Here is a 22,564-nt window from a genome sequence, read left to right on the forward strand (position 1 = left end):
GACGCACAAACGCACGTCTTATACTTCTTCTATTTTTTCCACATCTTCCACTTGCTCTCCAAACTCTTCCGGTGTTTCAAACGTCATTTTTCCAAGTTTGCCACCACGAAGCTCACGAAGCACAAGCTCAGATGTCTTATCATAATCAATCATTCCGCCGCCCATTAAGCAGCCTCTATTTTTTCCAATTGCATCGAATAATTCCACAATATCTTCTGGAATCTCATTTAAATTATAGCGTTCTTTCAAGCGTTCTGGATAATGTTTCTCCATAAAACGTAATGCGTAAACAGCTACATCTTGTAAATTTAAAATTGAATCTTTAATTGCACCCGTTGTCGCTAAACGAAGACCCACTAATTGATCTTCAAATTTAGGCCACAGAATACCTGGTGTATCTAACAATTCCATTTCCTTCCCAACTTTAATCCATTGTTGAGCTGTTGTCACACCTGGACGATCTCCTGTTTTAGCAATATTTTTCTTTGCCAATTTATTAATCAATGTAGATTTACCAACATTTGGTATACCTACAATTAATGCACGAATCGCTCTCGGTCTAATACCTTTTGCAACCATTTTATCAAATTTTTCTTTAACAAGCACTTTACAAGCTGCTGCAATTTCCTTCATACCTTGTCCAGCTTGCGCGTTAATCGAAATTGCCATATGGCCTTTTTCTTTAAAATATGCGATCCATTGTTTTGTTAAACGATCATCCGCCATATCCGCTTTATTTAAAACAACAAGCCTTGGCTTATGTGTAATGATTTCATCAATCATTGGGTTTCGAGATGATAATGGTAATCGAGCATCTACAAGTTCAATTACAACATCAATTAATTTTAATTTCTCCGTTACTTGGCGTCTAGCCTTCGCCATATGCCCTGGAAACCATTGAATTACCATGTTGCCACCTTCTTTTTCATTTATTTCACAATACGTGCGTCTTCTAACGGCCAATATAACATATTAGCTTTACCAATTACTTGATCCATTGAAATCGTACCGATTGAACGGCTATCTTTACTAAAACGACGATTATCACCTAAAACAAATAATTGATCTTTTGGAACGGTTTTCTTGCCTGTCATTTCTTCAAGATTAAAATCATATGTAAGCGGTCCATCAGCAATTTGCTTTTTCTGCTTGTCTAAATACGGCTCCTCATAAGCCTTTCCGTTAACATACAGTTTATCATTACGATACTCTATTTCATCGCCTGGCAGGCCTATAATGCGCTTAATGTAATCTTTATCTTCTGTTGCTCGAAATACGATAATATCAAAGCGTTTTGGATCTCCAATGTGATAACCAATTTTATTCACAATCATTCGATCACGATCATGTAAAGTAGGTGCCATCGATACCCCGTCTACGAGAATTGGCGCAAAGAAAAACTGTCTAATAACACCAGCTAATACAACAGCAATCAAAATTGCTTTAATCCATTCCCAAAGTGAACTCTTCTCTTTTTTCATGCATTTCCCCTCCACGGTTATGTAAACTGCTCGTATTATACCAAAATTTCATATAGATTGGAAAAAGGGAGCTTGTGCATTTACAAGCTCCCATACATGTCTTATCGAATTTCTTTAATACGTGCTTTTTTACCGCGAAGGTTACGTAAGTAGTATAACTTAGCACGACGTACTTTACCACGGCGAAGTACTTCGATTTTCGCGATTCTTGGCGTGTGAACTGGGAATGTACGCTCAACACCTACACCGTAAGAAATCTTACGAACTGTGAATGTTTCACTGATTCCGCCACCACGACGTTTAATTACAACACCTTCGAAAAGCTGAATTCTTTCACGAGTTCCCTCAACAACTTTTACGTGTACACGTAAAGTGTCACCAGGACGGAATGAAGGAAGGTCAGTTTTTAATTGGCCTTTTGTAATTTCTGCGATTAATTGTTGCATATTAAATTCTCTCCTTTAAACAGATGCTCTTATAAAGTCTTAATAAATTACAGCGGAACATCGTTAATACGGCTACTGATTTCAGTAGCACAAATGTTATAATAGCATATTACTAGGCCTGTTGCAATAGCAAATATATGAAGTTATTACTGCTCTCGCTTTATTTCCTCAAGCCATTTTTTCTCTTGTTTAGATAACTCTCTCTCATCTAACAAATCAGGTCTACGCGTATACGTTCGACGCAAAGATTCCTTATGTCGCCATTCATCAATGTTTTTATGATTCCCTGACATTAATACATCCGGTACCTTCATACCACGAAAATCAGCTGGACGTGTATAATGAGGATGCTCTAATAAACCTGTACTAAACGAATCCTCTACTTGTGAAGCATGATTTCCTAGCACACCTGGCAAGAGACGTACAACACTATCAGTAATAACCATAGAGGCTAATTCTCCGCCCGTTAATACATAGTCACCAATAGAAATCTCATCCGTTACGAGATGCTCACGAATTCGTTCGTCATACCCTTCATAATGCCCACATACGAAGATCAAATGTTCTTCCCCTGCAAGCTCTTCCGCTTTCTTCTGCGTAAATCTTTCGCCCTGCGGACACATTAAGACAACTCTAGGCTTACGCTCTGTCTCTTTCGTCAAATCTTCTACAGCATCAAAAATAGGCTGAGGAGTAAGGACCATACCAGCTCCTCCGCCGTAAGGATAATCGTCTACGCTATTATGCTTACTTGTTGTATAATCACGAAAGTTAACAACACGAAGGTTTACCGCTTCTTTTTCTTGCGCCTTCTTTAATATAGAAGATCCAAATACACCGGTAAACATGTCTGGGAACAACGTTAAAATATCAATTTTCATTATAGCAGCCCTTCCATTACATGAATGGTTACTAATTTATTTTCAATATTAACTTGAAGTACAACGTCATCGATATAAGGAATTAAGAGATCTTGACCCTTCGGGCGTTTAATTACCCAAACATCATTTGCACCAGGAGATAGAATCTCTTTGATTGTCCCTAGCGCTTCTCCTTCTTCCGTTACAACACTGCAACCAATAATTTCATGATAGTAGTATTCACCTTCAGCAAGTTCACCTAACTGCTCTTCTGGTACTTTTATTAAAGAACCTTTAAACTTCTCTACTTCATCTACATTGTTATATCCTTCAAATGTTAATAAATCGAATGTCTTATGTTGGCGATGAGAAGTTACCTTCACCGGAAGGTAGTCTGTGCCTTTCTCATTCGATATGTATAACGTGTTTCCTACTTTATATCGCTCTTCTGGAAAATCAGTACGAGAAATAACACGGATTTCCCCTCTTACGCCATGAGTATTTACAATCTTCCCTACGTTAAACCATTTTGTCATAAATAGTATGTCACCCCTGGTTTCTATATAAATTAAGCATCTCCATTTCACAGATGGAACATGCACTCTCTATTTAAATGTTAAAAAAGGGAGAGGAATAACTCCTCGCCCTTTTTTACGTTTATTGAATTTCCAGTGTTACTTTTTCATCATTATGATGTCCCACTGAATACAAGAGCATTCGAATCGCTTTCGCAACTCTCCCTTGCTTTCCAATGACTTTTCCAACATCCTCAGGATGTACAGTTAATCGATACTTTATCTCTCCGTTGCAAAGTTCCTGTGTAACTTTTACATCTTCAGGATAATCGACAAGAGGCTTGACAATCGTCTCGACTAACTTCTTCATAGTCATTGCCTCAATTACTTACCTTGTTTAGATAAGTGGAATTTCTCCATGATACCTTGGTTAGAGAATAAGTTACGAACTGTATCAGATGGTTTAGCACCATTTCCTAACCATTTTAATGCTGCTTCTTCGTTGATCTTAACTTCAGCTGGTTGAGCAACTGGATTGTAAGTTCCGATTTCCTCAATGAAACGTCCGTCACGAGGAGAACGAGAATCTGCAACAACTACACGATAGAAAGGAGTTTTTTTAGCTCCCATACGTTTTAAACGAATTTTAACTGCCATTTATAAAGCACCTCCGAATTTATTTCACACAGATAATTATATTAGCAAAAAGACTATTGCTTTGTAAAGTATTTTTTCTTAACAGAGCCATCTTTTTTTCCTTACATGAATGGAAACTTCAATCCACCTAGTCCTTTTTTCTTACCTTTTTGCATTCCCGTCATCGTCTTCATCATTTTTTTCATGTCATCGAATTGTTTAATTAGACGATTGATTTCTTGTACAGTTGTACCGCTACCTTTGGCAATGCGCTTTTTGCGACTAGCATTGATTATTTCCGGTTGTTCTCGTTCTAATTTAGTCATAGAACGAATAATTGCCTCAATATGCCCAATTTGTTTTTCATCAACTTGTGCATTTTTCAGCCCTTTAATTTTATTTGCACCAGGAAGCATTCCTAACAATTCATCAAGCGGCCCAAGTTGACGCACTTGTCCAAGTTGTTCTAGGAAATCGTCAAGCGTAAACGAAAGCGTACGCATTTTTTGCTCAAGTTCTTTCGCTTTCTCTTCATCAACTGTAGCTTGCGCTTTTTCAATCAATGTTAAGACATCGCCCATCCCTAAAATACGGGATGCCATACGCTCTGGATGGAACGCTTCAATTGCATCTAGTTTTTCACCCATACCAGCAAATTTAATCGGCGTGTTTGTTACAGCCTTAATAGATAATGCAGCACCACCGCGCGTATCACCATCTAACTTCGTTAATACAACACCTGTTAAACCTAACTGTTCATGGAAACTTTGTGCAACATTTACCGCGTCTTGTCCCGTCATCGCATCGACAACAAGGAAAATTTCATCCGGTTTCGCAACTTCTTTAACTTTCGCTAATTCATCCATTAGTTCTTCATCAATATGCAGGCGACCCGCTGTATCGATTAAAACATAATCGTGATGATCTTCTTTTGCTTTTGCAATCGCTTGTTTCGCAATTTCAACAGGACTTACTTGATCTCCTAAAGAGAATACAGGCATGTCCAATTGCTTCCCTAATGTTTCAAGCTGTTTAATCGCTGCTGGACGGTAAATATCCGCTGCAACAAGCATCGGTTTACGGTTATGCTTTTTACGAAGCAAATTCGCAAGCTTACCTGTCGTCGTTGTTTTACCCGCACCTTGCAGACCAACCATCATAATAACAGTCGGTGGCTTATTAGCAACAGCAATTTTGCTTTGCTCTCCGCCCATAAGTTCTGTAAGTTCTTCCTGTACAACTTTAATTACTTGTTGTCCAGGTGTCAAACTTTTCATTACATCTTGTCCGACAGCACGTTCAGACACACGCTTCACAAAATCTTTTACTACTTTAAAGTTAACATCTGCTTCTAAAAGAGCTAGACGAACTTCTCTCATCATTTCTTTCACATCGGCTTCAGAAACTTTTCCTTTGCCGCGGATTTTTTGCATTGTCTGTTGAAGTCGGTCGGCTAATCCTTCAAATGCCATATTGCCGCCCTCCTAATCTAATTTTTCGATAGCTTCAACAACTTGTTTCATTTCTTCATTCACATGCTCTTCTTCGCTGATTAGCTGTTTTAGCTTTGCAACAAGTCGCTGTCGCTCTTGAAACTTTTGAAGTAATACTAATTTTTCTTCATATTCTTCAAGCATCGCTTCAGTCCGTTTAATGTTATCATACACGGCTTGGCGACTTACATCAAATTCTTCCGCAATTTCACCAAGAGATAAATCATCTAGATAATAAAGCGACATATAACTTCTTTGTTTTTGCGTTAACAACGATTGATAAAAATCAAATAAATAGTTCATTCTCGTTGTTTTTTCGAGCATGTTGGATCATCCTTTGTTAAGTGATTTCCCTTTACATGAATTAGTTTACATGTAGTCCAAAAGAGTGTCAAGTTTTTTTCTTAACATCATATATTTTTTATAGAAAAAGAAGCGGAAATACCGCTCCTTTCACTTATACTTCTTCTGTTTCTACTAAGTTCGCAAATAAACCATACACATATTGTTCTGGATCAAACTGTTGCAAGTCATCCATTTGCTCTCCTAATCCAACAAACTTCACTGGTACATCCATTTCGTTACGAATCGCTAATACAATACCACCTTTAGCAGTTCCATCTAACTTCGTTAAAACAATACCAGTTACATTCGTTGCTTCACGGAATGTTTTCGCTTGGCTTAAACCGTTTTGTCCTGTTGTTGCATCAATAACAAGTAATACTTCATGAGGAGCACCTGGTACTTCACGCTCAATTACACGCTTCACCTTCTCTAATTCTTTCATTAAATTTACTTTATTTTGCAAGCGTCCTGCTGTGTCACATAGTAATACATCTACCTTACGTGCTTTCGCAGCTTGTACAGCGTCATACATAACCGCCGCTGGATCAGATCCAGATCCTTGTTTAATCACTTCTACACCAACGCGATCGCCCCATACTTCTAATTGTTCAATCGCTCCAGCACGGAATGTGTCTCCTGCCGCTAATAGGACTGACTTACCTTCTGATTTAAACTTATGCGCCAGTTTACCAATTGTCGTCGTTTTTCCTACACCATTAACACCAACAAATAAAACAACCGTTAATTGGTCCTCTTGCATATTAATTTCGTTACTAAAATCGCTGTCGCCTTTGTAAATTCCTACTAGTTTTTCTGAAATAACAGCTTGTACTTCTTTTGGATCTTGAATGTTACGACGTTGTACTTCTTCTTTCAATTGGTCAATTAATTCCATTACCGTCGCAACGCCAACGTCTGCACCGATTAAGATTTCTTCTAACTCTTCGAAAAAATCTTCGTCCACTTTACGGTAACGATACACTAAATCATTCACTTTATCCGCAAATGAATTTCTCGTTTTTTCTAATCCTTGTTTAAATTTCTCTGTAACTGTATCCGTTTGTTTTGAAATTTTTTCTTTTAGTTTTTTAAAAAAACTCATACTTTCCCATCCTTCCTATTCACTTGCAACAAGTTCTTCTCCGGCGTCTAAACGAACCGAAACAAGTTTAGATACCCCTGATTCTTGCATTGTTACACCGTACAACACATCAGACTCTTCCATTGTACCTTTTCTATGTGTAATTACAATAAACTGCGTCTCATTACTGAATTTCTTTAAATACTGTGCAAAACGAGCTACATTCGCCTCATCAAGGGCTGCCTCTACCTCATCTAGTACACAGAATGGTACTGGGCGTACTTTTAAAATACCAAATAAAAGCGCAATTGCTGTTAAAGCACGCTCTCCACCTGAAAGTAAACCTAAGTTCTGCAGTTTCTTCCCTGGCGGTTGTGCTACAATATCAATACCCGTATTTAGTAAATCCTCTGGATTAGTCATTACTAAATCCGCTCTACCGCCTCCAAATAATTCAGAGAATACCGATTGAAACTCCATTCTAATGCCTTCAAACGTAGTAGAAAAGCGTTTTTTCATTTCTTCATCCATTTCGGTAATAAGCTGGTGCAATGTCGCTTTCGCTTCTTCTAGGTCGTCTCTCTGCTCTAGTAAGAATGTATGACGCTCCGCTACACGTTCATATTCATCAATTGCCCCTAGGTTCACTGTACCTAACTCTTCTATAGATAATTTGATTAATTTTACTTTCTTACGCGCATCTTCTGCAGGCATTGTCATTGTATATTTTAGTTTTGCCGCTTCAAATGAAATCGTATATGTTTCACGTAAATGTTGTAATCTATTTTCCAACTCTACATCAAGTCGATTTATTCTCACTTCTTGATCTTTCAACATTTCAAGAATATATTTATGTTTACCTGTCGTTTCTTTCAAATTGCGCTCTAAATGTTCTACCCTCTCTTGCAACGATACACGTTGTTCACGACGAGAGCGAATTAATTCTGAAGTTTGATTACGATCATATGCTTTCTTCTCAATCATATTCGTAATTTGCTCTTCACCACTTGAATTAGATGTCATTTCTTGTTTTAAGAACGCTAAATCCTCTTTCGTTTTTACAAGTGTCGCATCCGTTTCTTCTTTTTCCTTCGTCAATCGTTCAACTTTTTCTTTTTGATTAAATAAGCGTTGTTGCTTTTCAGCTACCAGAACTTTTAACTCCGTCATTTCTTTTTGAACTTTTTCTTTCGAAGAATGTTGCTCACTTTTTTGTTTTGTTAAAGCTACAATTTTACTATCTAACTTAGTGATATCAGCTTGAAGATTCGTTAAAATCCCTTCTAACTCCTCTTTACGCCCTTGCATTTTTACTCGATCTTGTAAAAACCCTTCAATCTCTAAATCATAAATAGACAATCGATCATTAATACGATGTTCTTCTAATTCTAGACGATTAATCTCTTCTCTTAATTTCTGCTCATCTACACGATCTACTTCTACAGTTTGCCTTAGTTCGCGTATTTTCACTTCTTTTTCTTGAATCTCTTGTTTTACTGCTTTAACAAAGTTTTCTAACTTCATTGTTTTTTCTTCCATATCAGTTAACTTGCGAGTCCACTCTTCCAGTTCACGTTGGCGTCCTAATAAAGAAGATTTCGCTTGCTTTACCGCCCCACCAGTCATAGAACCGCCAGGATTCACTACATCACCTTCGATTGTTACAATGCGATAACGGTATTGCAGTTGTTTCGCCAACTCATTTGCTCCGCGTAAATCTTTCGCAACAATAACCGTACCTAATAAATTTGAAACTACATTTTCATATTTATTGTTGTACTGCACAAGTTCTGCCGCCACACCTACAAACGATGGGTGTTGATTTGCAATGCGTAATTGCTCAAATGATAAAGACCTGCTTTTAATAACAGCTTGCGGTAAAAACGTTGCACGTCCATGTTTATTTTGCTTTAAAAATGCTATCGCATTACGAGCATGCTCCTCTGTTTGTACAACAATGTGCTGCATCGCTGCACCTAGAGCAATTTCCATTGCAACTTCGTATTCTTTCGGTACCGTTAACAGTTCCGCAACAGCACCCTCGATACCTTGCAACCTATTTTCTCTAGCTTTCAATACTTCACGTACACCTTGATAGAATCCAGAATAATCTTCTTGCATCTCTTCAAGCATTTCTTTTCGAGAACGTGCCTGTTGCACAAATTGATATGCTTGATACAGTTTTGTTTCATTTTCACTATACTGCGTCTTACATTTCCCAAGCGCCGCCTCTGTCTTCTGTATGTTTGAGAGAATGCCAGCTACTTTTTCTTTCGCTTGTTCGTAACTTTCTACAAGTTTCGTCTTTTTCGCTGTAATTTCCATACGCATTTCTACATATTTCGCATTCTCTTCATCTAGACGCTCGTTTTTAGACGTTTGCTGTTTAGATTGTTCTTCAATCATAGATAATTCATTACGATGACTAGCTTGTTGATTTAAAAGCTCAATATAGTCACCTTTTAAATTCTCAATCTGTTCCTCTAAATTGTCAGCAAAAGTAGCAAGCAGTTGCTCATTATCATGCAATTTTTGCTCCAACTCTTTTACTTCATTCACAAATTGCATTAAAGCTTCTGTACTTGACTCAATCTCACCATCGTAACTTTTAGCTTTCTCTGTTAATTCAACAATTAACTGCTCAAGTTGCGCACAATGCGTCGTAGCATTTTGCTTTCTCTCTTTTAACAACTCACGCTGCCCTTCAAGTTTTTCTAGCTCTTTACTAGAAAGAAGAAGTACTTCTTGCAACGAGTCTACAGACTCATCTACCGCTTGTAATTGTCCTCGTAATTCCTCAAGCTCTTCTTCACTTTTTTGTAAATTCGTTGACATTTTAGCTTCTTCGTTTTTATTATGCCCAAACTGATTTCGAAGCGCTTCCCATTTCTCGTGCAATTCTTCAATTTCATGGACAATAAGCGCGGCTTCTACTTTCTCTAATTCTTCTTTATTCTCAAGATAATCTTTCGCAATAGAAGCTTGTCTTTCTAAAGGTTCTACTTGACTACTTAATTCATGAATTATATCTTGTACACGATTTAAGTTTTCTTGTGTTTCTGCTAATTTCCCTTCAGCTTTCTTTTTGCGAAGTTTGTATTTTAGTACGCCTGCCGCTTCTTCAAATACACCTCGACGCTCTTCTGACTTACTACTTAAAATCTCTTCCACTTTCCCCTGGCTAATAATTGAAAAAGCTTCTCTTCCCATACCAGAGTCCATAAATAAATCGATAATATCTTTCAATCTACATGATTGTTTATTAATATAAAAATCACTATCACCTGAACGAGATACACGACGTGTTACACACACCTCATTGTATTCAATTGGTAAACGTTGATCTTCATTATTTAAAGTTATTGTTACTTCAGCAACATTAACCGCTCTCCTCGTATCACTGCCTGCAAAAATAATATCCTCCATCTTTGCACCACGTAATGATTTTGCAGATTGTTCACCAAGTACCCAGCGAATTGCATCAGTAATATTACTTTTCCCGCTTCCATTAGGTCCTACTACAGAAGTTACACCTGGGACAAAATCAACAGATACACGCTCAGCAAAAGACTTAAACCCTGCTATTTCTAATCTTTTTAAAAACACGAAAGGCCTTCCTCCTATTCTCCGTCGTTATAAATGTTCTCTATACAAAAACAAGTATTATACGGATTTACCTTCTTTTTCATTATAAACAAAAAGAAAGTTTCATTCTATGCACAAGGAATCCCCCTCATTCAAAGGGGGATTCCTTATAGTTGTTCTTTTAATTTTTTCAATGCTTCTGCAGCAGCTTGTTGCTCTGCTTCTTTTTTCGACTTACCACTACCAAGACCTAAAGCTACGTTATTTAACGTAACACGTGACACAAATTCTCGATTGTGAGCTGGTCCTTTTTCTTGCAAAATTTGATACTCAACATTGCCACTGCCATCACGCTGAATCAATTCTTGCAACTGACTCTTATAATCCATCACATGAGAAAAAGCACCCTCATTAATTTTCGGATATACAATTTCTTTTAAGAATTCCCAAACTGTTTCTAGCCCTTGATCAAGATAAAGGGCACCAATAAACGCTTCAAAGACATCCGCTAATAAAGCTGGTCGTTCACGTCCACCTGTCATTTCTTCACCTTTTCCTAATAAAACAAGGCTACCAAATGACAATTCGTTCGCAAAACGAACAAGAGATGGCTCACATACAATAGCTGCACGTAGTTTTGTTAACTCTCCTTCGCTCATTGTCGGATATTTTTGAAACAGATACTGCGATACAGTCAGTTCCAATACTGCATCTCCAAGAAATTCAAGACGCTCATTATCTTCATGCGGTTTTTTTCGATGCTCATTCACATACGATGAATGCGTAAATGCTTGAATCAATAATTTTTCATCTGTAAACGTAATACCTATCTTTTCTTGAAACACTTTAAATGCTTCACGATATTTTGTTTCGTATTTTTTTTCTCTATATTTTCGGTACGGCATAGGTCCCTCCAGATATAAGCCAGAAAGCCCCGCTAAAAAACGGGACTTCACTTAAGCATTATAGATGACTCTCTATGTAAGTCACAGCATCGCCAACAGTAGCAATCTTTTCAGCATCTTCATCAGAAATTTCCATTTCGAATTCATCTTCTAATTGCATTACAAGTTCTACTACATCTAGGGAGTCTGCTCCTAAATCTTCCTTGAAGCTTGCAGCTGGTACTACCTCAGTCTCTTCTACTCCTAAACGATCAACGATGATTTTTGTTACGCGCTCTAAAACATCTGCCATTCCATTCACCTCCCCTCAAATATTATATTAAATATTGACCAAAAAAACTAGGTGAAATCGATTCTTTTATTACATTACCATACCGCCATCAACATTTAACGTTTGACCTGTAACATATTTGCTTTGATCAGAAGCAAAAAACGTTACAGCATTCGCGATATCTTTCGCTTCACCAAATTGAGCAGCTGGAATAACTTTTAACATTTCGGCTTTAATATTCTCATCTAGTACATCCGTCATATCAGTCGCAATAAAGCCCGGCGCAATTGCATTCACTGTAATATTTCGACTTGCTAACTCTTTTGCAGATGTTTTTGTTAATCCAATAACACCCGCTTTAGCAGCAACATAGTTAGCTTGTCCTGGGTTTCCTATAACACCAACAACCGAAGCGATGTTTATAATTCTACCGTGACGTTGACGCATCATATAACGAGATACTGCTTTTGTACATAAGAATACACCTTTTAAGTTTGTATTAATAACTGTATCCCATTCTTCTTCTTTCATACGCATTAATAAATTATCTTTCGTTACACCAGCATTATTTACAAGAATATCAACTTGTCCAAATGTATCTACTGTTTGTTTCACCATATTTGTAACATCATCAGCATTTGCAACATCTGCTCTTACCGCAATTGCATCAGAACCTAATTTTTTAATTTCATCTACTACTTCATTTGCTTTTTGTTCATTACCAGCATAATTTACTACTACATTTGCCCCTTGTTTCGCTAAATCGATCGCAATCGCGCGACCAATTCCACGTGAAGCGCCAGTTACTAATGCTACCTTCCCTTTTAACATCAGTTTTCTCCTCTCAAATTTGAAATGGTATCTTTTAATGTCTCTTCATCGTATATCGCATATGCTTTTACTGATGAATCAATTGACTTCATAAGTCCAGCAAGTACTTTTCCAGGTCCAATTTCAATAAACGTATCTACTCCCTGGCTCACCATATATTCAATAGACGGGTACCATAATACAGGCGAATAAAGCTGTTCAATTAACTTTTCTTGAATGTCTGCACCACGTGTAATAACTTCCGCCGTAACATTTGCAATAACAGGAATATTCGTGTCATGAATTGTAATTTCATTTAAAACACTTTGGAACTTCTCAGCTGCCGGCTTCATAAGTGAAGAATGGAATGGCCCACTTACTTTTAGTGGAATCGCTCTCTTTGCACCATTTTCTTTCGCTCTTTGAGAAGCAACCTCTACGCCTTGCTTCGTTCCAGAAATCACAATTTGCTTGGTACTATTCATATTAGCGATTTGCACTGCATATCCTTCACTTGTTACTTCTTCTGTAACTTGTTTCAGCATATGTGGGTCAGCACCTAATATAGCTGCCATTGCGCCTTCCCCGCCCGGAACAGCTTCTTCCATATATTCGCCACGTTTCCTTACAGCATATACAGCATCTTCAAAAGTTAATGCACCAGCTGCTACAAGAGCACTATATTCACCTAAACTATGACCAGCGACAAAGTCAGGTGTAATGTCATACTCTTTCAAAGCTGTCAAAATAGCAAAACTCGTTGTTAATAATGCAGGCTGCGCATTTGTTGTTAATGTAAGCTTTTCCTGCGGTCCTTCAAAAATCACTTCTGAAAGTGAATCTTCCAACACCTCATCTGCTTTTGCAAACACTTTTGCAACCTCTTTATTATTCTCTGCTAATTGTTTACCCATTCCAACTGCCTGTGAACCTTGGCCCGGAAAAAGAAATGCTATTTTTCCCATTTCAAATCCTCCTCTTATTGGAGTGACTCTTTCTCCATTACGCTTGAAATCGTAGGAATTACTTCTTTCGCTACCATTTCTCTCGTTTGACGAATCGCACTAAATATCGACTGGTCATTAGAAGAACCATGAGCCTTAATGACAGGTGCTTTCAATCCAAATAATGCAGCTCCTCCATACTCCGAATAATCCATTTTATCTTTTAATACCATAAGTTTTGGCTTTAATACCGCCGCTGCTAATTTGCTCGTAAATGAACTCATTAACTGTTCTTTCAACATAGAGAATAGCGCAAGTGCTGTTCCCTCTAATGATTTCAACGCTACATTCCCTGTAAAACCATCACATACAACAACATCTGCTACACCTTGCAATAAATCTCTTGATTCAACGTTCCCAACGAAATTAATTGGCGCATCTTTAAGCATTGCAAATACTTGCTTTGAAAGCTCGTTTCCTTTTCCATCCTCTGTTCCAACGTTTAATAGTCCAACGCGAGGATTTTCAATTCCTCTTACCTTCTCAGCATAAACAGATCCCATTACTGCATATTGATATAAATGAATTGGTTTTGCATCAACATTTGCTCCAACATCTAACATAACAAAACCTTTTCCATCTACAGTTGGCATTGTAGGCGATAAAGCTGGTCGCTCAATTCCTTCCATACGACCGACTACAAATAATCCAGCTGCCATTAAAGCTCCCGTACTACCTGCGGATATACAAGCGTTTGCTTCTCCATCCTTTACTTGTTGTGCCGCAAGCACCATTGAAGCTTGTTTTTTTCGACGAACCGCTCTTACTGGTTCCTCCGTTGATTCTATTTTTTCGTCTGTATGAAGAATAGTAATTCGTTCATCACTCGTTAAGTATTGACGAATTTCCTCTTCTTTCCCTACTAACGTAATATGTAAATCAGAATATTCCTTAATAGCTTTCATTGCCCCTAATACTACAGCCTTTGGAGCGTGATCTCCGCCCATTGCATCTATTGCGATTTTCATAAGTTGTTACCTTCCTCACTATAATTACTAGATCGATACATTTCAAAAGTGCCTGTAAAAACAAGTTCTTCTCCAACGAAGCTACGCACTTTGACAACCGTCCGTCCTTTATCATTCTCTACATCTTCAACGCGCGCTTTTGCAACAACACGCTCTCCTAATTTTACAGGGCGAATGTATCGAATGGTAGACTTTGCAGTTAAAGCTAATTCTTCATCAATAACCGCAACAGCTAGTGAGTTTGCTTGCGCAAACAGATGATGCCCACGAGCAATTTGATTTCTTTTAAATACATGTTCTATCTTTACTTCAAAGATAGAGATTGCATGTCTATCTAATTCAATATCAATAATTTCTCCAACAACCTCTTCTAACGGTAAAGATTTCACATCTTCTTCATGTTGCTTTGTAGCTACATGTTTAATTCTCTCTCTTAATTCAGGAATAGACAATTCCATACGATCAAGTCGTACTGTTTGTATACTCACTTGAAATTTTTCCGCTAAATCTTCATCCGTAATAAAAGGATTTGATTCGATTGTTTGTTGTAATAACTCTTGTCTTTCTTTTTTACTTCTTCTTTTTTTCATACCGCACCATCCATTTTTATGACTAGGTACTAACAGTAGTATATAATCATTAAAAGTAGAATGCAACAAAAACTTTTGTTGACTCCCTTTAATCGAGCTTCTCTCCTTGGAACACACCTGTCCCATCAAGATACGTACGCAAGGCAGCATACTGATCATTATGCCAAAACGCTTCTGAATCTACTAGTATCGCCGCATCTTGCCTTGCTGTTTCTAACGCTCGATAATCATGTACCATGTCAGCAACCTTAAATTCTGGTAAGCCACTTTGCTTACTCCCAAAGAAATCTCCAGGACCTCGTAATTCTAAATCTTTTTCTGACAATACAAATCCATCATTTGTTTCAGTCATTATGCGCATTCTTTCTTTCCCTGTTTCTGATTTAGGGTCTGCTATTAATAAACAATATGATTGTTCACTACCACGGCCGACACGCCCTCTAAGCTGATGAAGCTGCGATAAACCGAAACGTTCTGCATCATAAATAACCATTACAGTCGCATTCGGTACGTTCACACCTACTTCAACAACTGTTGTCGATACAAGAATTTGTACTTTATTTTCACTAAACTGTCCCATTATCTCTTCTTTTTCCTGAGACGATAATCTCCCATGCATCAATCCAACTTGGCATTTCCCTTGGTAATGATGCGTCAGCATACTATGTAAGTCGATAGCATTTTGCACATCAAGTTTCTCAGATTCTTCAATTAAAGGACAAATAACGTATGCCTGTCTTCCTTTTTTTATCTCCTTTTCAACGAAACCGAGAACGCGATCTAACATATCATGTTTTGCCCAGTATGTTTCAATCACCTTTCTACCTGCTGGCATCTCATCGATTATCGAAACATCCATCTCTCCAAATGCAGTAATTGCAAGCGTACGCGGAATTGGTGTCGCTGTCATAAATAATACATCTGGACTTTCACCTTTCTCCCGTAAAACTCGGCGCTGCGCTACACCAAATCGATGCTGTTCATCTGTAATAACGAGACCCAACCTATGAAATATAACTTCATCTTGAATTAAGGCATGCGTTCCAACAAGAATATCTATTTCTCCTTGTTCTAACTTCGCTAAAATTTCTCGACGTCTCGCCCCTTTAACAGAACTTGTTAACAGTTCCACCTTCATACCAAAATGCGAAAACGTTTCAGCAAGCGACTGATAATGTTGCTCAGCTAAAATTTCTGTAGGAACCATTAAAGCACCTTGATAATGGGCTAATTTCGATGCATAAAGGCCAATCGCAGCAACAACTGTTTTCCCAGAACCAACGTCACCTTGCAATAGTCGGTTCATCCGATAAGGAGATGTCATATCTTTCAAAATTTCATCTACAACTCGGCGCTGCGCACCCGTTAATGGAAACGGCAGTGCATCGATAAATTCTTGTAATTCTACTGACGGAATCTCTTTCTTCGTCCCTTTTGAATTTTCCCTCTCCATTTTCCGGAGCGTTTGCATTTTCAGCTGAAATAAGAAAAATTCTTCATATACAAAACGGCGACGCGCTTGCTTCAAATCTTCCTGTCCTACCGGAAAATGCAATGCCCTAAGCGCTTCATATCTTGGTAATAATTTATATCGCCCTAACAAACCATCCGGTAACACTTCGACTATAGAATCTCCATATTCCTTTAACGCTTGAGCAATAAAACGACGCATCTGTTTTACTGTAAGTTTCCCCTTTACTGAATAAACAGGTTCCACTTCTTGTTGACGTACAACCGGCCCAAAATGAAGTTCTGATACAGCAATTGTTTGACGATGTTGATCCCATTTACCAGTAATCGTTACCGTTTCATCTAACTTTAATTTTTGCTTATAGTAAGGCCTATTAAAACATACCGCCGTAATTAAATAACGACCGACGAGAACACGAACTGTTAAACGCGATTTCTTCTTACCATAATATTGCAGCAAAGGAGCACTATGAATCTTCCCTTCAACCGTTACACGTTCATCATGCTTTACTTCAGCAAGATCTTTCATCGCATAATCTTCATAACGGTATGGAAAATGTTCTAATAGATGAGAAACTGTATAAATACCCATCTCATGTAGTAACTCAGATGTTTCTCCTCCGATCCCCTTTACATCCGTAACAGGAACTTGTACAACATCATTCAAGATTCTCACACCCCGTCACATTATTTTCTTTATTGCATTTTATTTGAGTACCAATTAGCATCTGTAATCGCTCTCTTTCACCTTATATATTCTATCATAGGCATTCTAAGAGAAACTACTCAAATCCCTTATATAAAACAAGTAAAAAAGAGCCTCACTATTAGCAGCAAGGCTCTTTTCTCTCTTCAATATGCTAGCCTTTTGAATAAAAACTAGTAATAAACTTCATATTACTACTTCTTATCCATTAGCAAGTAAGTAATCCATTTATTTTCAAAACGAATCTTATCTTATTCTACAGAGAAGATGAAAGAATACACTGGTTGGTTTCCAGCATGCACTTCTACTTCTGCATCTTCAAATTTCTCTTCTACAAATTCAACTAACTCCGCTACTTCTTCGTCAGTTGCATCCTCACCTTGTAGAATCGTTACGATTTCAGAATCTTCATCAATAAGCGCTTCTAGTAATTGCTTCGCAGCTCCTACTTTTTCAGCATTTGTAGATACAATTTTCCCATCTGCAATACACATGAAGTCATCTTTTTGAATTGCTACACCATCAATTTCCGTATCACGTACAGCATACGTAATTTGACCTGTTTTCACATGAGATAAAGCTTCTTGCATGTTTTCTTCATTCTCTTCTAACGTTCCAACTGGGTTAAATGCTAACATTGCTGCCATACCTTGAGGAACTGTTTTCGAACGAACAACAATAACTTCTTGATCTACAACTGATGCCGCTTGTTCTGCTGCCATTACAATATTTCCGTTATTCGGTAAAATAATGATTTTTTCAGCATTTGCTTCTTCAATTGCCTTCACGATATCCTCCGTACTTGGATTCATCGTTTGACCACCTTCGATAACTTTCGTTGCGCCGATGCTCTCAAATAAAGTTTTAATACCAGACCCCATAGCTACAGTTACGATACCATATGGTTGTTTTTCTTTCGATTGAGCTGGTTGTTCAGGAACCATAGTAGGTTCATCTAATAAAGCAGTATGCTGTTCACGCATATTTTCTACTTTAATCTTAATTAAACTACCGTATTTTTGCCCGTAGTTCATAGCGTCTCCAGGATGTTCTGCATGGATATGAACCTTTACAATTTCATCATCAGACACAACTAGTAGAGAATCACCATATACACTAATATCTTCACGGAATTTTTGTTCAGAGAAATTATGCTCTTTCACCTTTTCAGCCTCTAATTTCACCATGAACTCCGTACAATATCCATACTTAATATCTTCTGTACTCAATTGGCTTTGTACACTACGGTGATGTTCTGCGCGTACCATTTCATTCATAGATGGTTGCGTCGGTGCATCAGAAGAAATCGTTTCTCCTTTTAAGTCAGCTAAAAATCCTTCGTATACCACTACAAGACCTTTACCACCGCTATCTACAACGCCAACTTGTTTTAATACAGGTAATAAATCTGGCGTACGATTTAACGATGCGTTTGCTTCTTTCACAACATCTTCCATAAACAAAACAAAGTCGCGCTGTTTTTTCGCAACTGTTACTGCATATTTACCCGTTTCTCTTGCAACCGTTAAAATCGTTCCTTCAATCGGTTTCATAACCGCTTTATAAGCCGCCTCTACTCCAGCTTCTAGTGCTGCAGCAAAATCAACTGTTGTTAATTCTTCTTTTTGTTCAATGGATTTAGAGAAACCACGGAACAACTGAGATAAAATAACTCCAGAGTTACCACGAGCTCCCATTAATAATCCTTTGGCTAAACTTACGCCGACTTTACCAGCATGCTGTGAAGGGTTTGCTTTCACTTCACGCGCACCTGAAGTCATAGATAAGTTCATGTTTGTACCGGTATCGCCATCTGGAACTGGAAATACGTTTAATGCATCAACAAGCTGAACATTGTTTGTTAAATTATTCGCTCCTTGCATGATCATTTGTGATAAACGTTTTCCATCAATTTTTTGAATTGACACAGATTTTCCTCCTTAATGCACATTACAAGTTTATTACTTTAACTCCTTGTACGTAGATGTTTACAGAATCTACTGCTAGTCCTACAGTTTGATCTAATGTATATTTCACTTTCGTCTGCACATTATGTGCCACTTCTGAAATTTTCGTACCATAGCTCACAATAATATACATATCAATATGTACTTCATCTTCATCTTTACGAACAATAACACCTCTAGTGAAGTTTTCTTTTCGTAAAATGTCTGTTAATCCATCTTTTAACTGATTTTTTGATGCCATACCTACGATACCGTAGCAATCTACCGCGGCACCTCCAGCAATTGTTGCAATTACATCTGTACTAATATCAATTTGACCGTACTTCGTTTTAATTTCAATTGACATCTCGTTTCCCCCTTCATAAATGGTGAAAGTGAGCTAGACTACTTTAGTTACTATCATATAATCTTTTTAAAGAAAATTCCATCGTTCTTTCTTTTCACTCTCATATTTTATGTTTTAAATTACACTTTTTTATGATGAGCAAAATAGTCCATTGTTATTATACAACATGTACCACTATAATATGTCAAGCAATTTTTATGGATTTCAACTTTTCTTCATTAACATATAGTGTCAAGTAAATTTTCTTGATTTCTTTTTTCTACGGTGTTGCATTCTCTTTTTAGTTGTGTTAAATTATAGTAGTGTTTTTAGCATCGCATAAAAGACTAACATTGAAAAATTACGTATGGTAAGGTATCAAGGGAGGGAAATATAAATGGCTCGTGTTTGTGCTATTACTGGAAGAAAAGCTCGTTCTGGTAACTCTCGTTCTCACGCAATGAACGCTACAAAACGTAAATGGGGCGCTAACCTTCAAAAAGTTCGCGTACGCATCGACGGAAAAGTTCAACGTGTTTACGTTTCTGCTAGAGCATTAAAATCTGGCAAAATCGAACGTGTTTAATAATAAAAAAAAGAGCCGATAGGCTCTTTTTTTACTATAACAATGGAAAAAGCACCGGTGATAGGTGCTTTTTTTAATCTTTTTTGAAGGTATTTAACATTGCACGAACTATTCCACCAAGAAATTTAGGTAACTTAATTGTATAAAATCTCATGGTTTCCCTCCTAATCCCCATTACTCCACTTGGTCACTATATGATGTAAGGAGCAAAATTGTTTCTTCAATCAGTGCTTCTTATCAACATTAATATGCCAGAAGTAAATGAAAAAGTACCTTTTTCCTCAACGAGTTCGTTACTAATACAAAGTGTTGATCCCCACTCTATTGTTTTATTAGTAAGAGGGTACTTAAAACCAAACAATGTAATCCCTTCCACTATTTCAGTAACTGGTACAAAAGATACATAAGGAAAATTTTTATTTTCTTCAATTATATGTGTACCCATTTTTTTAACTGTTATTTCATTTTTATTGTCCACAATACACATTTCTATCTCTACTTCTAACCCTTTTAAAAGCATCTGTATATTTGCCAAACCGTGATCAAGCCTTCCACCAGTAGCACCAAAAATACGAATTAGTGCCGGCTTCTGTTCTAATGCCCAGTTGATTGCAATTTCTAAATCCGTTTGATCTTTTTCCCGCGGAACAATATGTAATTCGTTCGTTTGCTGTCCCATCCATACTAATTCTTCTTCAGTAACTGAATCGTAATCTCCAAACGCAACAGCCGGGGTAATCCCTTTCTTTAATAGACGGTATACTCCCCTATCAACCGCTGCCCACACTACTTCCTCATTCTCGTATCGAGCAAAATCTGCGCAATATTCCGAAGGTCCTCCTGCCAAAATATGAATAATCATTTTTTCTTCTCCTTCCATTGTAAAAAGGCAATCTGCCATTCGGTAGATTGCCTTTTTACATATTTTTATCCTATCCTATAAATGCCTTACTAGGATAAAAGTTCACCACTACCCACGAATTACGCGAATTGCTTCACCGCGGTCTTTTTGATTGTATACTGCTGACCCAGCTACAAGTACATTTGCTCCTGCTTCCACACAAAGTCTTGCTGTTTCAGCATTTACACCACCATCAACTTCAATTTCCACTTCTAGATTGCGCTCTTTCACCATGTCTGCAACTTGTTTAATTTTCGGTAATACAGAATGGATAAACTTCTGTCCACCAAATCCAGGGTTTACTGTCATAAGTAATACCATATCTATATCTTCTAATACATGCTCAATCACTGAAACTGGCGTATGTGGATTTAATACAACGCCCGCTTTAATACCATGAGATTTAATTAACTGAATTGTACGATGTAGATGCGGACACGCCTCTACGTGAACAGTAATAATATCCGCTCCCGCTTGTGCGAAAGTCGGGATATAGTTATCAGGATTTTCAATCATTAAATGTACATCTAATGGTAATGATGTAATCGGACGGATTGCTTCTACAATTAACGGTCCAATCGTAATATTTGGTACGAAATGTCCATCCATTACGTCAACGTGAATGTAATCCGCTCCGCCCTTTTCTACATCTTTAATCTCTTCCCCTAATTTTGAAAAATCTGCTGATAAAATCGATGGTGCAATTTTAATCATAACTAATACCTCGGCTTTCTCTCTCTAATTTCTTCTACGAATTGTTTATAGTTCTTATAGCGATATTCTGTAATCTTCCCTTCTTCAACCGCAGCTTTCACCGCACATTTCGGTTCAGAAAGATGTGTACACCCTCTAAATTTACAGTATTGGCTCGCTTCTTTCAACTCTGGAAAACAATATGTAAGATCTTCTACTTCTATATCAATGAAATCTAGTGAACTAAAACCCGGTGTATCTGCTACTAGTCCACTCCCAATTGCAATTAATTCTACGTGTCTTGTCGTATGCTTCCCGCGTCCTAAATGGGAAGAAATATCATTTGTTTTCAGCTCTAATTCTGGACGTAGCACATTAAGCATTGAAGATTTCCCAACACCAGATTGGCCCGCAACGACAGAAACACAATTTTCTAAGTATGGTTTTAATATATCAATACTTTCTGACGTATTAATAGAAGTAAATAAAACATCATAACCCATCTCACGATAATCATTCGCATAAGCTTCAACAGTTGCTTTCATCTTTTCATCTACTAAATCCATCTTGCTAATACAAATAATTGGCTTAATGTTATGATATTCAATCAGCACTAAAAATCGATCTAACAGTCCAGGATTAAAATCTGGTTCTACTGCAGAGAACACAAGGATCGCTTGATCGACATTAGCAATAGGAGGTCTAACAAGTTCATTTTTTCGATCAAACACTTCAAGCACATAACCTTCAGTTGGATTATCTGCCTGAAAAACAACTTGGTCTCCTACAAGTGGTGTAATTTTATTTTTTCTAAATACACCTCGTCCACGACATTGCGTAACCCCTTCTTCATGCTGCACGTAATAAAACCCACTTAAAGCTTTTATAATTTTTCCTTCTGGCATAGAATTCTCCTTTTTTGTATA

Annotated in this window: 25 protein-coding genes; 1 reads left to right on the plus strand and 24 read right to left on the minus strand. The window is 37.5% G+C overall.

The genetic code is table 11. The features are described 5' to 3' along the window. Positions 1-18: 18 nt before the first annotated feature. The 20 genes from ylqF to NST90_RS18090 form a co-directional block, all read right to left on the minus strand. Complete coding sequence (ylqF, locus tag NST90_RS17995) at positions 19-909, minus strand: ribosome biogenesis GTPase YlqF (RefSeq protein ID WP_000236704.1); 891 nt, start codon at positions 907-909, stop codon at positions 19-21. A 20-nt stretch (positions 910-929) separates the two neighbouring features. Beyond that, positions 930-1,481: a signal peptidase I gene (gene lepB / locus NST90_RS18000; protein WP_000711853.1), complete on the minus strand. Its 552-nt coding sequence runs from the start codon at positions 1,479-1,481 to the stop codon at positions 930-932. 101 nt (positions 1,482-1,582) lie between these two features. Continuing rightward, positions 1,583-1,927, minus strand: a complete 345-nt coding sequence (gene rplS / locus NST90_RS18005; RefSeq protein WP_001186516.1) for a 50S ribosomal protein L19 — start codon at positions 1,925-1,927, stop codon at positions 1,583-1,585. A gap of 146 nt (positions 1,928-2,073) precedes the next feature. Further along, entirely contained in the window at positions 2,074-2,808 is a 735-nt protein-coding gene (trmD, locus tag NST90_RS18010; protein ID WP_000686903.1) for a tRNA (guanosine(37)-N1)-methyltransferase TrmD, read from the minus strand. Next, positions 2,808-3,323: a ribosome maturation factor RimM gene (gene rimM / locus NST90_RS18015; RefSeq protein WP_000170278.1), complete on the minus strand. Its 516-nt coding sequence runs from the start codon at positions 3,321-3,323 to the stop codon at positions 2,808-2,810. Before rimM ends, trmD begins: the two co-directional genes overlap by 1 nt. Before the next feature lie 121 nt (positions 3,324-3,444). Then, positions 3,445-3,672 carry a KH domain-containing protein gene (locus NST90_RS18020; protein ID WP_000737401.1) on the minus strand — a complete coding sequence of 76 codons (228 nt, stop codon included), beginning with the start codon at positions 3,670-3,672 and terminating at the stop codon, positions 3,445-3,447. Between the two features lie 14 nt (positions 3,673-3,686). Then, entirely contained in the window at positions 3,687-3,959 is a 273-nt protein-coding gene (gene rpsP, locus NST90_RS18025; protein WP_000268750.1) for a 30S ribosomal protein S16, read from the minus strand. Between the two features lie 101 nt (positions 3,960-4,060). Then, positions 4,061-5,410 (minus strand): signal recognition particle protein, encoded by a 1,350-nt coding sequence (gene ffh / locus NST90_RS18030; protein WP_000863460.1) that lies wholly within the window; start codon positions 5,408-5,410, stop codon positions 4,061-4,063. Positions 5,411-5,422: 12 nt separating this feature from the next. Continuing rightward, on the minus strand, positions 5,423-5,755 hold the full coding sequence (locus tag NST90_RS18035; RefSeq protein ID WP_000891062.1) for a putative DNA-binding protein: 333 nt from the start codon (positions 5,753-5,755) through the stop codon (positions 5,423-5,425). A 133-nt stretch (positions 5,756-5,888) separates the two neighbouring features. Then, positions 5,889-6,878, minus strand: a complete 990-nt coding sequence (gene ftsY / locus NST90_RS18040) for a signal recognition particle-docking protein FtsY (RefSeq protein ID WP_000007655.1) — start codon at positions 6,876-6,878, stop codon at positions 5,889-5,891. A 15-nt stretch (positions 6,879-6,893) separates the two neighbouring features. After that, positions 6,894-10,463 carry a chromosome segregation protein SMC gene (gene smc, locus NST90_RS18045; RefSeq protein WP_000478974.1) on the minus strand — a complete coding sequence of 1,190 codons (3,570 nt, stop codon included), beginning with the start codon at positions 10,461-10,463 and terminating at the stop codon, positions 6,894-6,896. Between the two features lie 146 nt (positions 10,464-10,609). Beyond that, complete coding sequence (gene rncS, locus NST90_RS18050; RefSeq protein WP_001146875.1) at positions 10,610-11,347, minus strand: ribonuclease III; 738 nt, start codon at positions 11,345-11,347, stop codon at positions 10,610-10,612. Between the two features lie 58 nt (positions 11,348-11,405). Further along, on the minus strand, positions 11,406-11,639 hold the full coding sequence (acpP, locus tag NST90_RS18055; RefSeq protein ID WP_000786062.1) for an acyl carrier protein: 234 nt from the start codon (positions 11,637-11,639) through the stop codon (positions 11,406-11,408). A gap of 69 nt (positions 11,640-11,708) precedes the next feature. After that, entirely contained in the window at positions 11,709-12,449 is a 741-nt protein-coding gene (fabG, locus tag NST90_RS18060; RefSeq protein ID WP_000911773.1) for a 3-oxoacyl-[acyl-carrier-protein] reductase, read from the minus strand. After that, the gene (gene fabD / locus NST90_RS18065; protein ID WP_000515900.1) at positions 12,449-13,393 is read right to left on the minus strand and encodes an ACP S-malonyltransferase; all 945 of its coding nucleotides are present in this window, start codon (positions 13,391-13,393) and stop codon (positions 12,449-12,451) included. Before fabD ends, fabG begins: the two co-directional genes overlap by 1 nt. Before the next feature lie 14 nt (positions 13,394-13,407). After that, positions 13,408-14,400: a phosphate acyltransferase PlsX gene (gene plsX, locus NST90_RS18070; RefSeq protein ID WP_063548487.1), complete on the minus strand. Its 993-nt coding sequence runs from the start codon at positions 14,398-14,400 to the stop codon at positions 13,408-13,410. After that, positions 14,397-14,990 (minus strand): transcription factor FapR, encoded by a 594-nt coding sequence (fapR, locus tag NST90_RS18075; RefSeq protein WP_000747348.1) that lies wholly within the window; start codon positions 14,988-14,990, stop codon positions 14,397-14,399. Before fapR ends, plsX begins: the two co-directional genes overlap by 4 nt. An 88-nt stretch (positions 14,991-15,078) precedes the next feature. Beyond that, entirely contained in the window at positions 15,079-17,127 is a 2,049-nt protein-coding gene (gene recG, locus NST90_RS18080) for an ATP-dependent DNA helicase RecG (RefSeq protein ID WP_001000813.1), read from the minus strand. A 290-nt stretch (positions 17,128-17,417) separates the two neighbouring features. Continuing rightward, complete coding sequence (locus NST90_RS18085) at positions 17,418-19,094, minus strand: DAK2 domain-containing protein (protein WP_000027129.1); 1,677 nt, start codon at positions 19,092-19,094, stop codon at positions 17,418-17,420. A 22-nt stretch (positions 19,095-19,116) separates the two neighbouring features. After that, positions 19,117-19,479 (minus strand): Asp23/Gls24 family envelope stress response protein, encoded by a 363-nt coding sequence (locus tag NST90_RS18090; RefSeq protein ID WP_000021109.1) that lies wholly within the window; start codon positions 19,477-19,479, stop codon positions 19,117-19,119. 376 nt (positions 19,480-19,855) lie between these two features. Here NST90_RS18090 and rpmB point away from each other — a divergent pair, with 376 nt between their 5' ends. Next, the gene (rpmB, locus tag NST90_RS18095; RefSeq protein ID WP_000124776.1) at positions 19,856-20,044 is read left to right on the plus strand and encodes a 50S ribosomal protein L28; all 189 of its coding nucleotides are present in this window, start codon (positions 19,856-19,858) and stop codon (positions 20,042-20,044) included. Between the two features lie 73 nt (positions 20,045-20,117). Here rpmB and spoVM read toward each other — a convergent pair whose 3' ends face one another. The 4 genes from spoVM to rsgA all read right to left on the minus strand — a co-directional run bounded on the left by spoVM (position 20,118) and on the right by rsgA (position 22,543). Beyond that, on the minus strand, positions 20,118-20,198 hold the full coding sequence (gene spoVM / locus NST90_RS18100) for a stage V sporulation protein SpoVM (protein ID WP_001213599.1): 81 nt from the start codon (positions 20,196-20,198) through the stop codon (positions 20,118-20,120). A 66-nt stretch (positions 20,199-20,264) separates the two neighbouring features. Continuing rightward, the gene (locus NST90_RS18105; RefSeq protein ID WP_000752663.1) at positions 20,265-20,945 is read right to left on the minus strand and encodes a thiamine diphosphokinase; all 681 of its coding nucleotides are present in this window, start codon (positions 20,943-20,945) and stop codon (positions 20,265-20,267) included. Between the two features lie 69 nt (positions 20,946-21,014). Further along, on the minus strand, positions 21,015-21,659 hold the full coding sequence (gene rpe, locus NST90_RS18110; RefSeq protein ID WP_000589974.1) for a ribulose-phosphate 3-epimerase: 645 nt from the start codon (positions 21,657-21,659) through the stop codon (positions 21,015-21,017). A gap of 2 nt (positions 21,660-21,661) precedes the next feature. Further along, on the minus strand, positions 21,662-22,543 hold the full coding sequence (gene rsgA, locus NST90_RS18115) for a ribosome small subunit-dependent GTPase A (RefSeq protein WP_001113932.1): 882 nt from the start codon (positions 22,541-22,543) through the stop codon (positions 21,662-21,664). Positions 22,544-22,564 lie beyond the last annotated feature (21 nt).

It is taken from the genome of Bacillus sp. FSL E2-8900 (assembly GCF_037966225.1).
Taxonomy (GTDB): domain Bacteria; phylum Bacillota; class Bacilli; order Bacillales; family Bacillaceae_G; genus Bacillus_A; species Bacillus_A cereus.

Coding starts and splice junctions, on each gene's coding strand:
- ylqF (WP_000236704.1), bottom strand. CDS start 909: ATGGTAATTCAATGGTTTCCAGGGCATATGGCGAAGGCTAGACGCCAA.
- lepB (WP_000711853.1), bottom strand. CDS start 1,481: ATGAAAAAAGAGAAGAGTTCACTTTGGGAATGGATTAAAGCAATTTTG.
- rplS (WP_001186516.1), bottom strand. CDS start 1,927: ATGCAACAATTAATCGCAGAAATTACAAAAGGCCAATTAAAAACTGAC.
- trmD (WP_000686903.1), bottom strand. CDS start 2,808: ATGAAAATTGATATTTTAACGTTGTTCCCAGACATGTTTACCGGTGTA.
- rimM (WP_000170278.1), bottom strand. CDS start 3,323: ATGACAAAATGGTTTAACGTAGGGAAGATTGTAAATACTCATGGCGTA.
- NST90_RS18020 (WP_000737401.1), bottom strand. CDS start 3,672: ATGAAGAAGTTAGTCGAGACGATTGTCAAGCCTCTTGTCGATTATCCT.
- rpsP (WP_000268750.1), bottom strand. CDS start 3,959: ATGGCAGTTAAAATTCGTTTAAAACGTATGGGAGCTAAAAAAACTCCT.
- ffh (WP_000863460.1), bottom strand. CDS start 5,410: ATGGCATTTGAAGGATTAGCCGACCGACTTCAACAGACAATGCAAAAA.
- NST90_RS18035 (WP_000891062.1), bottom strand. CDS start 5,755: ATGCTCGAAAAAACAACGAGAATGAACTATTTATTTGATTTTTATCAA.
- ftsY (WP_000007655.1), bottom strand. CDS start 6,878: ATGAGTTTTTTTAAAAAACTAAAAGAAAAAATTTCAAAACAAACGGAT.
- rncS (WP_001146875.1), bottom strand. CDS start 11,347: ATGCCGTACCGAAAATATAGAGAAAAAAAATACGAAACAAAATATCGT.
- acpP (WP_000786062.1), bottom strand. CDS start 11,639: ATGGCAGATGTTTTAGAGCGCGTAACAAAAATCATCGTTGATCGTTTA.
- fabG (WP_000911773.1), bottom strand. CDS start 12,449: ATGTTAAAAGGGAAGGTAGCATTAGTAACTGGCGCTTCACGTGGAATT.
- fabD (WP_000515900.1), bottom strand. CDS start 13,393: ATGGGAAAAATAGCATTTCTTTTTCCGGGCCAAGGTTCACAGGCAGTT.
- plsX (WP_063548487.1), bottom strand. CDS start 14,400: ATGAAAATCGCAATAGATGCAATGGGCGGAGATCACGCTCCAAAGGCT.
- fapR (WP_000747348.1), bottom strand. CDS start 14,990: ATGAAAAAAAGAAGAAGTAAAAAAGAAAGACAAGAGTTATTACAACAA.
- NST90_RS18090 (WP_000021109.1), bottom strand. CDS start 19,479: ATGTCAATTGAAATTAAAACGAAGTACGGTCAAATTGATATTAGTACA.
- rpmB (WP_000124776.1), top strand. CDS start 19,856: ATGGCTCGTGTTTGTGCTATTACTGGAAGAAAAGCTCGTTCTGGTAAC.
- spoVM (WP_001213599.1), bottom strand. CDS start 20,198: ATGAGATTTTATACAATTAAGTTACCTAAATTTCTTGGTGGAATAGTT.
- NST90_RS18105 (WP_000752663.1), bottom strand. CDS start 20,945: ATGGCAGATTGCCTTTTTACAATGGAAGGAGAAGAAAAAATGATTATT.
- rpe (WP_000589974.1), bottom strand. CDS start 21,659: ATGATTAAAATTGCACCATCGATTTTATCAGCAGATTTTTCAAAATTA.
- rsgA (WP_001113932.1), bottom strand. CDS start 22,543: ATGCCAGAAGGAAAAATTATAAAAGCTTTAAGTGGGTTTTATTACGTG.